Here is a 12,461-nt window from a genome sequence, read left to right as displayed (position 1 = left end):
CGAAAGTCACGGTGACCGCGGTTGTCAGCTCACTCCTGCGATGCCTGGGCCTGCTGCTCGAACGGGGCCGCGTACGGCGCGAGGACGGCCATCAGCTCGGCCTGCCAGGCGTCGGGGTGCACGGCGCGGCACGCCTGCCCCGGCAACCGTCGCGCGGCCTCGACCGCCGCGACCAGCGCGTCCGTGGTGACCTTGGGGCTGTACCGCTCGACGACCCACTGCCGCCCCTGCTCGCGCACGCGGTCGGCGTCGGGCAGGTCGAGCAGTTCCAGCGCGCGGTCGACCAGTCGCACCGTCTGGAGGTCGGGGACCTGCCACGCGGACGGCGCCTCGAACAGTTCGTCGCCGCCGCCGAGTCCGTAGCCGGTGACCAAGCAGCCCGCGGACAGTGCCTCGGCGATCGGCAGCCCGAATCCCTCGCCCTCGGGTGAGCCCAGGGCGATGAACACCGATGTGTCCGCCATGATCTCCGCGACCCGCTCGTACGGGACACCGCGGATGTCGCGCAGTTCCACGCCAGCACTTCGCGGGTCGGCACGGAGCAGCTGCTTGAGCAGGGCGCTCTCCGAGGGCCGCTTGCGTGACATCCACGCGATGCTGCGCGTACGGCGCGGGGCCGGGCGAAACAGGTCGATGGCCACCGGATTGGGCACGAGCGTCGGCGCCGGCAGATTCGGAATCGCCCGTCCGAGCACTTCGACACCGTTGCGCGAAATGGTCCACAGCGCCGGATCGACGCTCCAGCCCGGATACGGATTCAGGTCCGGACACGTCACGAACGTCATGAAATGGGCCTGCGACAGAATCACCTTGCGCCCGCCCGGCGCCGGGTCGCGTCCCGGCAGCACCGTCAACTCGGGCACCACCACCATGTCGTCCGCACCGAGGTCGATCTCGGCGCCGGACAGCGTCGGCACGGTGTCGTCGAACCAGGTGTAGCGGAAGCCGGGCGTGGGCGACCAGCGATACGCCTCGATGCCGGCCGCGTGCAGCAGCGCGACGTGTTCGGTGATGATGCGGTTGCCGCCGACCGGGACGTCGACCTCGTATCCGGTGTAGATCACCCGTCCTGCCACGACCGACCTCGCATTCCACGCGCCGCCCACCCGCCCGCACAGACAAACGGGAAGGATTGCCGTCAATGACCTACAGGCAACGTCGCCCGCAATTTCCCGAACGAAAACTCGACCGAAACGCACACTTTCGACGCTCTGTTCCGACCCTACCTCCCGCGCTCGTCTACACGCAATGGTCCAGACAACAACGCAGGACACCGCATGCCCGCCGTCGACAGAAAGTGCACGAATTCATGCCCGAATTGTCACCAGGAGGTTCTGATTGGCTATATTATGCGCGGAACACGGAAGCCGGACGAAATGTACCGCCCGTGCCACCTTCATGAACCGCCGTGGACTCACAGAGTCGATCGACGCCGGCGGCGCCACACCTTCGGCGCGGGCGAGGCAGCAGCCAACCTGGAAGCGCCACCAGGCCGCTGCCCGGAGTCCCGACCACGGCCACAGGCACGCTGTGCCGCAGCTCGCGTGGCGTCCACTCGTCGGCATTCAGCCCGTCCGCCTTCAAGACCCGCCCGAAGCGACACCGAGAATGTGCACCCGGCCTCCCGCGGCGCGGGACCTACTTGGCGGGTTCGCGGGACCCGCCGAACAGTTCGCCGAGTCGACAGCCCAGCCGTACCAGCTCGCCACGCACCCGGCGATAGCCTCACCGGGGATTCTCCCGGCCTAGCCGAAGCACGACCCGGATCGGCCGGCCAAACCACAGGCCAGCGCACCGCGATCAGGTACTGGCGCGGTACCGCATGACGAAGTCAGGCGCGGCGGTCGTAGGTGCGAGGATCCACCGGCTGCTCGGCCTTGGGAAGCCCGCCGACCACGAGACGGTAGGAGTCGATCACGAGCTCCTTCACCAGCTTCTCGTCGATGGCGCCCCCGCCTTCCGCCGTGATCCAGTGCTTCTTGTTCATGTGATAGCCGGGGGTGATGTCCGCGTACTGCTCACGCAGGGCCGCGGCGTCGTCCGGAGCAGCTTTCAGGATCACGACGGGGCGCCCCGGCATGTCGGTCATGAGCATGAAGACCTTGCCGCGCACCTTGTAGACCGTCCAGTCAGGCCCGACACGATGCTCCAGGTCGACGCCGGGCAGTTCCGCGGCGCAGTCGCCCGCGACCTTCTGCAGCTCCTGTCCGTCCAAGGTGATCAACTCCTTTTTCGATCCGGGTTCACCGACCATCCGGCCAAGGCCTGAGGTGGCTGCCACGAACGGCGGCGGCTGCACGCCGGCAACCGCGGCAAGATCGTGTTACGAGCTCTGTGTCGTGGATTTTGCTTCCCGGGTGGGCGTTCAGATGAAGGTGAACAGCTGGTCGGCGTCGAATCGGGAGATCGGGTTGGTGTAGACCCTCTCCGGGTCGGGGTAGCCGAGGGCCAGCAGCACCGTGGTGCTGTGGCCGGCCTCGCGGATCTTGAACGCCTTGTCGACGCTGGTCGGGTCGAAACCCTCCAGCGGGGTGGCCTCGACGCCGAGTTCAGCGGCCGCCATCATGGTCAGGCCCACCGCCATGTAGGTCTGCTTCTCCATCCAGTGGTTCAGGTCCTTGTAGCCGTAGTTCCGCAGGTTGAGGAAGTCTCGGGTCATCGACTCCCACAGCTCTTGCTTCGACGGGTCAGGGAACCGGCCGTCGGCCTTCTCCTTCGCGAACACCGCCTCGATGTGGCTGTCAGGCACGTCTGCCCGGGTGGTGAGGATGATGGTGTGCGACGCGTTCAGGATCTTCTCGCCGTTGTCCTGGAATCGTTCGCCCAGGTTGTTGGCCAGCCGCTCTTTGCCTTCGGGCGTGGCGAGGACGTAGAAGTGGTTGGGCTGCACGTTCACCGACGACGGGGTGGAGCGCAGGAACCTCAGCAGCTGCTGAAGGGTTTCCTCCGGAATGGTCCTGTCGGGATCAAAGTACCTGGTGAGGTGCTTGTTCATGAGCTTGTCGAGATCCACGTCGATCTGCCTTCTTCTTACGATGGGTGAGTGAGGAGCGGTGGTTCGCAGGGTTTGGGCTAGTGCGGGCCGCGGGGCGAGATGAGGACGCTGACCGGTGTCGGCGCGACGGCGGTGCCGATCGCGACGAGTGCGTCGAGGCCGGACGGGCAAGGGGCGTAGAGCACATCCACGCCGCCCTCGGCGAAGGTCGTCAGACGTCGAGGTGATCTACCGCCAGTACTGCGCCGACCGGGCCAGGCGGTCGATCCGTGGGATCGACCGATCGAGATCATCGACTTCGGTTGCCGTCAACGCGATGTCCACCGCGGACACGTTGTCGTTCAGGTGTTGCATACTCAGCGTCCCAGGGGTGGGGAGCATCGCGGGCGAGCGTTTCAGGAGCCACGCAAGAGCGAGCTGTGCAGGTGTGACACTGCGCCGTCGCGCCAACTCCGCCAGAGGGCCGTCCTGACTGGCCAGCGCTCCAGTGGCCAGCGGAAGCCATGGTATGAACCCGATGTTTGCCTCTTCCGCATAGTTCAGCAACGGTTCGGCAGCCCGATTGATGAGATTGTATTCAGCTTGAACCGTCGCGATCTCCGCAAATTTTCGCGCTTCCTCCAGTTCGGCTACCGTCACTTCCGCCAACCCGATCTGCCCGATCTTTCCTTCTCGCTGCATATCGGTGAGCAGTCCGATCTGATCAGCGACAGGAGCATGAGGACTGAATCCGTGCAATTGAAACAACGGTATGCGATTGAGCTTCAGATACCACAGTCGCGTGTCAATCTGTTTACGGAGGAACGAGGGCCGCGGCACGGGCTCCCACTGCCCGTCCGGCGATCGAAGCAGCCCACCTTTGATCATCAGCAGCAGGTTTTCGGGGTACGGATTCAGCGCCTGCGCAATGAGTTCTTCGTAGTTGAACGGGCCCGACGACTCGGCGATGTCAATGAGGTTCACGCCGAGATCGACCGCTTGCCGGAGCACGCGTGCCGCTTCAGCGGCGTCCGTCGGATGGCTCCACACACCGGACGCACTCATCTGAGCGGTCCCGAGTCCGAGTCGAGTAACCGGGTGGCCTCCGATCGTGAAGGTGCCGCATCGATCAGGCAGGGTTCCGCGCATGGCCATGCCCCTTCCAGAGTGCTGTGAGCTTGCGGCTCCCGGCGCCGCCGCGACCGCCGGTACGTCCAGGGCGTATCCGCGCAAATCCACGACTGCTGATGTTCCGGTGCGGTCCGGGTGTTCGTCAGTTGGCCTGTTCGCGTGGTGCGCGGTCGGGTACCGTCGCGCGGCCCGGGAAGCGGCTGTCGACGAGTTCCTTGTATTCAGGGTGATCGGCAATGTAGTCAGCCACGAAGGGGCAGTAGTTGGTGAGTTTCAGGTCCTGAGCTCGCAGGTCGTCCAGGGCGTGTTTGACAAGCCGGGTTGCGATCCCTTGGCCGCGATACTCAGGCTCGACGATCGTGTGGCTGAGCGTCACGCGTTGACCGCCTCGCGGCGAATGGTAGACGATCATGCCGACAACGTGCCCGTCGACCATGGCTTCGTACGATCCGCGATCGCCGTTCTTCTGTACGTACATCTCGGAGTTCACTCGGTTTCTCCTGATATCTCTTTGAGCAGTTCGGCCTTCACCGCAGCCAGAAACCCCGAGACGGCACCACACTGTCCGCCAATCTCTGGCGGACCTCTCGCTCAGCCTCCAACTCGGCCTCGACGATTTACTTCGTCGAGGCCGTCGTAAGCATGAACTCAGTGCGTAGCATCGCAGGCCAGGCGCTATGACGAGCTACCGCCCGGCGATCATGTCGCCGTTCTCACGGGCGAACACGGATGATCGTCTTCCCCTTGACCCGCTCGGTCGGGTTGAAGGCGGCGACGGCATCGTCGAGAGTCGCGATGGTGCCGATGTTCGCCCGCAGTCGTCCGTCCCGCACCCACTGGGCGATCTCACCCAGTTGGGCGCGATCGGGCACGACGACGAAGTCGACCGCCAGGCCGTCGGCGGGCCGCGCCTCCGGCGGGCCGGTGACGGTCACCAGGGTTCCTCCGGCCCGGATCAGGCCCGCGGACCGCTTCTGGATTTCTCCGCCGAGGACGTCGAACACCAGATCTACGCTGCCGACGTCTTCCAGCGAGTCGTTCTGAAGGTCGACGAACTCGTGCGCGCCGAAGTCGAGCGCGGCTTGCCGACTGGCAGCGCGTCCGGTGCCGATGACGTGCGCGCCGGCCTCACGGGCGAGCTGGGTTGCCATTGATCCGACTACGCCGGCCGCGCCGTGCACGAGGACGCTCTGCCCCGTCTGAAGGCGGCCGTGTTCGAACAGACCTTGCCACGCGGTCAGACCCGACATCACGAGGCCGGCGCCTGTCGCGAAGTCGACGTCGCCCGGCAATGGCGCGAGGTTACGCGCCTCGACGACCACGTACTCCGCCAGCGTGCCGTCGCGGGTCCAGTCGGTGAGGCCGAACACCCGTTGGCCCACCGACAGCCCCGTCGTGCCGTAGCTGAGCGCAGTGACCACACCCGCCAACTCGTGCCCGGGAATCGACGGCGTCCGGTCACGGCCGAGGCGGTCGATCCAGGTCGAGGGCCACTCCAGCTCGTTCCCGGTGAATCCCGACGCGTGAACGGCAACGACGACATCGCCGTAGCTTGCGCCCGAGAGGCCGGCGAGCCTCGCCGCATCCGGATCTGGCCGCTCCACCAGCGCCATCCCGGCTGTCCCGGCGGCCTGGTCCGTCACCACGATCGCCTTCATGTGGATCCCTCGCTGTATCAGTCCGTGCCTACCCGGCTCTTGGGCTGGCTTGCGTTCCATGCCGGCTCGACCAGCCGGCCGTATCGTGTTGTTCGGGGAGTCCTCACGGACGAACGCGGATGATCGTCTTCCCCTTGACCCGCTCGGTCGGGTTGAAGGCGGCGACGGCATCGTCCAGGGTCGCGACGTTTCCGATGAGTGTCCGCAGTCGTCCGTCCCGCACCCGCTGGGCGATCTCACCCAGTTGGGCACGGTCGGCCTCGACGACGAAGTCGATCGCCAAGCCGTCGGCGGGCCGCGCCTCGGGCGGGCCGGCGATGGTCACCAGTGTTCCCCCGGCTCGGATCAGGCCCGCGGACCGCTTCTGGACTTCTCCGCCGAAAATGTCGAACACCAGATCGACGCCACCGACGTCTTCCAACGAGTCGTCCTGCAGGTCGACGAACTCGTGCGCGCCGAAGTCGAGCGCGGTCTGCCGGTCGGCGGCACGTCCGGTGCCAATGACGTGAGCGCCGGCCTCACGGGCGAGCTGCGTCACCACTGAACCGACTCCACCGGCCGCGCCGTGCACGAGGACGCTCTGCCCCACCTGGACGCGGCCGTGCACGAACAATCCCTGCCACGCGGTCAGGCCCGAGATCGGAAGGCTGGCGCCTACCGTGAAGTCGACATCGCCCGGCAGCGGCGCGAGGTTGCGCGCCTCGACGGCTACGTACTCGGCCAGGGTGCCGTCGCGGGTCCAGTCCGTGAGTCCGAACACCCGCTGACCTACCGACAGACCGGTGGTGCCATAGCCGAGAGCGCTGACCACCCCGGCCAGCTCGTGACCGGGAATAGACGGCGTCCGATCACGGTCGAGACGGTCGGTCCAGGTCGTGTTCCACTCCAGCTCCCCCGTCGTGAACCCGGACGCGTGAACCTCGACCAGCACATCGTTCCCCGCCGCCGCGGGCTGGGGACGTTCCGCCAGCGTCATCCCGGCCGTTCCCGCGGCCTGGTCCGTCACCACGATCGCCTTCATCCGGCACCTCCCTGTATTCAGTCCACGCGGCCACGCTCCGGACGGCTACATGGACTATATAGTCCATTATGACGTCCCCGCCACACGAGGACGTACCGCCGCGACCGTCAGACGTGGTGCTGCGAAGGACCACAGACAGTCGAGTGAGGTTGCCGATCGATGTCACGCCAAACTCCCCTGGACGTGGTAGTCCAGTTGGTTGACGCTAACCCGGTTTCGGCTCGGAACCTGGGTCCACTTGGCCTCCGCGAACGGGAACCAGTACAGCGCTCACCGAAGGGCACGAACCAGCGCGTCCAGCACGCCCGACCAGGCGCTGGGGGACGGCGCGGCGAACCCGATCACCACACCGTCCCGGTCCGATGTGGAGCCGGGGTGCCGGAAGAAGTCGAGGGGCTCGACCGTCACCTGTTCGCGGGCCGCACGGCGCACGATGTCGGCGCCGGTTCGACCGAGCTGTTCGAGAACGATGTGCAGTCCGGCGGACATCCCGGTCACCCGCGCGGTGGGCGCGTGTCGGCCGATCGTCTCGACCAGCTGCTGGCGTCGGCGGCGGTACTGCGAGCGCATCGCGCGGATGTGCCGGTCGTACGCCCCCGACTCGATGAATTCGGTCATCGCCAACTGGTTGACGAAGCCGACCGTCTCCTCGGTTTCCCCCTTCTGCGCGACGATCGAGCCGACCAGGTGGTCCGGCAGCACGAGCCAGCCGAGGCGCAGCCCCGGTGCCAGGGACTTGCTCGCGGTGCCCAGGTAGACCACGTGGTCGTGGTCCAGCCCCTGCAACGCGCCCACGGGCGACCGGTCGTAGCGAAACTCGCCGTCGTAGTCGTCCTCGATGATCAGCGTGCCCCGCCGCCGCGCCCAGTCCACGACCGCCGCCCGCCGGTCGGAGTGCAATGCCACGCCCAGGGGGAACTGGTGTGACGGCGTGAGCAGCACCGCTCCCGGGTACGGCGCCTGATCGAGCGTCGACAGGTCGGCTCCGTCCGCGTCCACCGGGATCGGGACGGTGTCGAGCCCGGCCTTCACCAAGGTCTCGCGCTGGGTCTGCAGGCCGAACTCTTCGACCGCCACCGTCGTGACTCCGGCCTTCGCCAGCGCGGCGGCGACGAGCCGCAGGCCTTCCGCGGCCCCGCTGCACGCCACGACGTTGTCCGCTCGCGCACGCAGGCCCCGGGCACGGGCCAGATACCGGGCGACGGCATCACGCAGTTCACTGCGGCCGTGTGGATCGGTGTACCCGAACGCTTCGAACGGCGCCGTGCTCACCGTCCGCTTCACCGCCCGAATCCACTCGTCCCGCGGGAACGACGACAGATCCGGCTGCCCCGGCCGGAGGTTGTGCACCAACTGCGGGCGTGCCGCGGGCGGGCGCGGCCGTTCCCGTTCGCCCGCCGGCTCCGCCGAACGCTGCGCCACTTCGGTGCCAGAGCCGTGCACCCCGGTGAGCCATCCTTCGTTGATCAGCTCCGAGTAGACGCGAACCACGGTGTTCCGGCCGAGCCCGAGGTCGGCGGCCAGCACCCGGCTCGAGGGCAGCCGCGTCCCCGGCGCCAACCGCCCGCTGCGGATCGCCTCCCGGAAGGCATCCATGAGCCCCGCGCGCACATTGCGGCCGATATGGCCCAGATGCAGGTCGAGGCCGGATGTCCGGGTACCGCTGGCCGCTTGCTCGGTCATGTCGGACAACGATACGGACCAGGCTGGCGCAACCGCGCCGTCGGCATCAGGACTCACGAGTGCGGATCGTTGGCCTGGAGCGGGTCTCCGGTGTCGGAGACGTAGACGACCAGCAGCTTGGCCCGTTCTGTCGTGCTGGGATTCGCGGCGACGACGTGGTGGGCACCTGGCTGTTCGAACCAGTTCTCGCCTTGGTGGTACGTGGTCGCGGACTGGTCGTCGACCTGGCTTCGCACAGCACCTTGCAGTACGTAGGCGTACACGAAAGCCTGACCGTGCCGGTGCGGCGGCGCAGCCGCACCTGGCGGGAAGTCCACGATCTGCGACGTGAACGTCTTGCCCTCAGCGTTGGGAAGGGCCTGCTGGAGCAGGACACTCACCTGGGGCGGCGACGAGGTGGCCGTGCTCGTCGCCGAGGCTGCCGCGGGCGTGCTCTCGTTGGCAGAGCCGCAGGCTGTTGCGCCGGCCAGCGCGGCAATGGCCAGAAGACGGCCGACGATCTGCGATGGAACCATGAGTGCTCCCACTAGCGGTATGTGAAAATGCGGTCGACGCTGAGGGCGAACGTGTCCACGGGCGCGAGGGCCAGCAGCAGGGCGGCGGCCGCGGCGGCGAAGACGGAGTTGCTCAGCGGTGCTTCCCAGTCCAGGAACAGGCCCATCGACAGCGCGAACCCGAGCAGCAGCGCCGCGGCGGCCCATGCGGACCAGCGCACGAGGATGCCGGCCAGCAACGTCAGGCCCAGCACCGATTCCGCAGTGGTCGCGGCCCACGCGGCGGCGTCTTGGAGCCCGTCGGGCACGTACGGCGAGAGGGTGTGCGTATAGGCGGTGTAGGCGGCGAAATCGCCCCACCCGACCGACGCGGTGTGCGGCGGGCCCCACCAGCCGAACCGATCGGCAACGGCCGAGAGGAACCCAGCGGCCAACGCCAGGCGCGTGAGCACGGTCGCGACCGGCCACACGCGCTCCCGCCGGGCGACAGCCTTCAAGGACAACTCCCTCGAACGTCCCCCCTTCCCCCGTCGGCCGCTGGCCTGCACAACCATCAGATCTCCCTGGTCTACGCTTGATCAACACCCTCGAACGGGCGCGTTACGGTCCGTGCCGGGTCGACTCGGTCGACTGCCAACACGGCTCCGAAACTAGCCCGTTTTCGACTCGGGGCCTGGGTCCACTTGGCATCCGGGAACGGGAGCCACTCGTGTGCGCGTTCACCGAAGAGCGCGAACCAGCGCGCACGAGCAGGACCGTGTAGTCCAATGCGGCGGCGGCTGTGATCAAATGAGGTAGCCTGAGACCCGTGAGCACGCCGGAGAACGCACAGCCGGGGCGGAGGCTGACGCCACGTGGCGCCGCCACCCGCGCGCGCATCGTGGCGGCCGCTGCCGAGCTGATGTACGTGAAGGGCGTGAACGCGACCACACTGGACGACGTCCGGGCCGCGAGCAGTACCAGCAAGTCCCAGCTCTACAACCACTTCCCGGACAAGGAGGAACTGGTCCGCGCCGTCGTCGCGGCGCGTGCCGCGCAGGTCCTCGAGCGCGAACGCGGCTACCTTCAGCGCTTGAAGTCGTTCCGCGGTCTGGTCCGCTGGCGCGACGCGCTGGTGCAGCGAAACGCGTTGCAGAACGGCGCCTACGGCTGTGCGCTGGGCTCGATGGCCAGCGAACTGGCCGACCAGGACGACCAGGCCCGCGCCACGCTCGCCGAGTCGTTCATGGAATGGGAAGGGCTGCTCGCCGCCGGCCTGCAGCGGATGCGCGAGAGCGGGACGCTCAGGCCGGACGCCGATCCGGAGAAGCTCGCCACGGGTCTGATGGCGGCCTTGCAGGGCGGATACCTCCTCGCTGAGACCGCGCATGACGTCAAGCCCATGGAAATCGCCCTCGACATGGCGCTTGACCACGTGAAGTCGTTCCTCACGGCGTGACGGCGTGGGTCCGGACGTAGCCGAGCGCGATGTCGAGGGCCACCTCCAACCGCCGCACGTCGCGGGTGGTGCGGGCAAGCAGCAGACCACCCTGTAGCGCGGCCATCAGGCCGGTCGCAAGCCTTTCCGGATCGACATCCGCGGCGAGTTCGCCGTTGTCCCGAACCCCGGTGATTCCGACCGCCAGCAGCGACTCCCATGCCGCGAAGCACGCGCGAACCGCCGACCGTCCAGCTTCGTCGCCATCGGCGAGCAGCTCGGCCAGGTCGGCCAGCGGGCAGATCTCGTCGTCGCGCCCCCGCTCCAGGCGGACCACCTCGTCCAGCCATTGGACGAGGTCCCGCAGCGAGTGCAGGTTGGTCAGCAACTGTTCCTGAATCGCGAGCAGCCTACCGAGCCTGGTTTTGACGGTCTCCCCTGTCGGACGCTCGTCGGCACGGCCGCCGCCGTCCTGGCCATAACGGTCCACGAGGTCCACTATAGGCAATGATCGCCCGGCCAGCTGATAGTGTTTGGACTAATTAGTCCCGATTGATCAGCGGAGGTCGATCGTGAGCATGCACGGACCGTGCGAGTCGTCGGGGAAGAGCGCCGGGGTGACCGCGGACGGCGTGGCACTGGTGGTCGCAGACGTTCCGGCATCGGGGCTGTTCGAGGCACGTAACGGCGACGGCGAGCTTGTCGGGTACACCAGCTACCGACACAACGGAAGCGAGACGTTCCTGGTGCACACCGTGACCGAGCCGGCCTGGCGGGGACGGGGCGTGGCGACGGCCATGACCGTTGCAGCGCTCGACCTCCTCCGCGCGGCAGGTCGTTCGGTTGTCCCGCGCTGCCCGTTCGTCCAGGATTTCCTTGCACGGCACGACGAGCTGTGGGATCTGGTGTCCGAGCGGCACCGACACATGATCAGGGCGGCACCTCGGCCCGCCCAAGCCACAGTGGACTGGACGAAAGTGCTGAAGGACGAGCGGGTGGCGAACGACTACCACCCCGGGGAGTGATCAGGCCTGCTGGTGTTCGACTCTGGCGATTCCCAGGGACTTCACAGTGGTTCCCGTTCCCTGATGCCAAGTGGACCCAGAATCCGGGCCGGAACCGGGTTAGCGTCAACCAACTGGACTACCGCGTCCAGGGAGTCCGACGTGACTTCGACCGGCGAGCTCAGCGACTGCCGGCACGTTCCCCTTGCGCCTTTGCCACCGGCCAGGCATCGGCGCGACGCCATCGAGCTGTCCAACCAAGGCAATGACCACAGTGGAGTGATCACCATGTCGGCACGTACAGCCCTGATCACCGGCGGTACCAGCGGGATCGGGAAGGCGACCGCCGAGATTCTGCACAACCGCGGTTACCGCGTCGCCGTCACCGGACAACGTCCGGAGAGCGTCGCGCGGGCGCGGGCGGAACTGCCCGAAGATGTCCTGGTCTTGCTGGCCGACGCGCGCTCGCTCGCTGACACCGACGAGGTCGTGTCCGAAGTCGGAGCACGGTTCGGGAGCCTGACGACGCTGTTCCTGAACGCCGGCGTCAGCCGTCCGATGACGCTGGACACCAGCGACGAAGCCGCGTACGACGAGGTGTTCGCCGTCAACACCAAAGGGCAGTTCTTCACGCTGGTCAAGGCGCTGCCGTTGCTGTCCGACGGCGCTTCGGTCATTGTCACCGTGGGTATCGGAGCGACGCGTAGCCTGACCGGCAACAGCGTCACGGCCGGGTCACACGGCGCGTTGCTGGCGATGATCCCAACACTCGCCCTCGAGCTCGCCCCCCGTCGCATCCGAGTCAACGCGGTCAGCCCGGGATTCACCGACACCCCCATGACGCGGACCTCGCTCCGCGCACAGTCCGATGACGTCGAGGCGACGATGACGGCGATGGCGGAGAAGAACCCGTTCGGCCGCCTCGCCGTGCCGGAGGACATCGCCGGGGCCGTCGCGTTCCTGGCTTCGGACGATGCCGCGTACATCACCGGGCAGGAGATCGTGGTCTCCGGGGGCTCCGGCTTGGCCATCTGACCACACGACATGGTCAGTTCTCGACGGCCGGCGGGACTCCGACT

Annotated in this window: 14 protein-coding genes; 3 read left to right on the top strand and 11 right to left on the bottom strand. The window is 67.3% G+C overall.

Annotation, left to right across the window (positions count from 1 at the left end):
• Positions 1-29: 29 nt before the first annotated feature.
• The 10 genes from BJ998_RS37860 to BJ998_RS37810 form a co-directional block, all read right to left on the bottom strand.
• On the bottom strand, positions 30-1,076 hold the full coding sequence (locus BJ998_RS37860) for a glycosyltransferase family protein (protein WP_184868078.1): 1,047 nt from the start codon (positions 1,074-1,076) through the stop codon (positions 30-32).
• Between the two features lie 755 nt (positions 1,077-1,831).
• Positions 1,832-2,299 carry an MmcQ/YjbR family DNA-binding protein gene (locus tag BJ998_RS37855; RefSeq protein WP_312890514.1) on the bottom strand — a complete coding sequence of 156 codons (468 nt, stop codon included), beginning with the start codon at positions 2,297-2,299 and terminating at the stop codon, positions 1,832-1,834.
• Positions 2,300-2,365: 66 nt separating this feature from the next.
• Complete coding sequence (locus BJ998_RS37850; RefSeq protein ID WP_184868077.1) at positions 2,366-3,013, bottom strand: nitroreductase family protein; 648 nt, start codon at positions 3,011-3,013, stop codon at positions 2,366-2,368.
• A 210-nt stretch (positions 3,014-3,223) separates the two neighbouring features.
• Positions 3,224-4,123: an aldo/keto reductase gene (locus BJ998_RS37840; protein WP_221338267.1), complete on the bottom strand. Its 900-nt coding sequence runs from the start codon at positions 4,121-4,123 to the stop codon at positions 3,224-3,226.
• 124 nt (positions 4,124-4,247) lie between these two features.
• Entirely contained in the window at positions 4,248-4,595 is a 348-nt protein-coding gene (locus BJ998_RS37835; RefSeq protein WP_221338266.1) for a GNAT family N-acetyltransferase, read from the bottom strand.
• A gap of 223 nt (positions 4,596-4,818) precedes the next feature.
• Positions 4,819-5,763, bottom strand: coding sequence for an NADP-dependent oxidoreductase (locus BJ998_RS37830; protein WP_184868075.1), 945 nt, complete (start codon positions 5,761-5,763; stop codon positions 4,819-4,821).
• A 103-nt stretch (positions 5,764-5,866) separates the two neighbouring features.
• Positions 5,867-6,784 (bottom strand): NADP-dependent oxidoreductase, encoded by a 918-nt coding sequence (locus tag BJ998_RS37825; protein ID WP_184868074.1) that lies wholly within the window; start codon positions 6,782-6,784, stop codon positions 5,867-5,869.
• A gap of 270 nt (positions 6,785-7,054) precedes the next feature.
• Positions 7,055-8,467 (bottom strand): MocR-like pyridoxine biosynthesis transcription factor PdxR, encoded by a 1,413-nt coding sequence (gene pdxR / locus BJ998_RS37820; protein ID WP_184868073.1) that lies wholly within the window; start codon positions 8,465-8,467, stop codon positions 7,055-7,057.
• Between the two features lie 53 nt (positions 8,468-8,520).
• Positions 8,521-8,982, bottom strand: coding sequence for a cupin domain-containing protein (locus tag BJ998_RS37815; protein WP_184868072.1), 462 nt, complete (start codon positions 8,980-8,982; stop codon positions 8,521-8,523).
• Positions 8,983-8,993: 11 nt separating this feature from the next.
• Positions 8,994-9,458, bottom strand: coding sequence for a MauE/DoxX family redox-associated membrane protein (locus tag BJ998_RS37810; RefSeq protein ID WP_221338265.1), 465 nt, complete (start codon positions 9,456-9,458; stop codon positions 8,994-8,996).
• 311 nt (positions 9,459-9,769) lie between these two features.
• Between BJ998_RS37810 and BJ998_RS37805 the strand changes: the two genes are divergently transcribed.
• Positions 9,770-10,399, top strand: a complete 630-nt coding sequence (locus BJ998_RS37805; RefSeq protein ID WP_221338264.1) for a TetR/AcrR family transcriptional regulator — start codon at positions 9,770-9,772, stop codon at positions 10,397-10,399.
• Here BJ998_RS37805 and BJ998_RS37800 read toward each other — a convergent pair.
• Positions 10,389-10,877 carry a TetR family transcriptional regulator C-terminal domain-containing protein gene (locus BJ998_RS37800; RefSeq protein WP_184868070.1) on the bottom strand — a complete coding sequence of 163 codons (489 nt, stop codon included), beginning with the start codon at positions 10,875-10,877 and terminating at the stop codon, positions 10,389-10,391. The genes BJ998_RS37805 and BJ998_RS37800 overlap by 11 nt on opposite strands.
• 79 nt (positions 10,878-10,956) lie before the next feature.
• Here BJ998_RS37800 and BJ998_RS37795 point away from each other — a divergent pair, with 79 nt between their 5' ends.
• Together BJ998_RS37795 and BJ998_RS37790 are read left to right on the top strand one after the other, a co-directional pair.
• Positions 10,957-11,403: a GNAT family N-acetyltransferase gene (locus tag BJ998_RS37795; RefSeq protein ID WP_246489927.1), complete on the top strand. Its 447-nt coding sequence runs from the start codon at positions 10,957-10,959 to the stop codon at positions 11,401-11,403.
• Positions 11,404-11,415: 12 nt separating this feature from the next.
• A complete protein-coding gene (locus BJ998_RS37790) occupies positions 11,416-12,417 on the top strand; it encodes an SDR family oxidoreductase (RefSeq protein WP_312890513.1) in 1,002 nt (333 codons plus the stop codon).
• Positions 12,418-12,461 lie beyond the last annotated feature (44 nt).

Origin of the sequence: Kutzneria kofuensis, assembly GCF_014203355.1 — a bacterium.
Taxonomy (GTDB): Bacteria; Actinomycetota; Actinomycetes; order Mycobacteriales; family Pseudonocardiaceae; genus Kutzneria; species Kutzneria kofuensis.
Note: the sequence above shows the minus strand (reverse complement) of the source record. Positions and strands in the feature narration are given on the sequence as shown.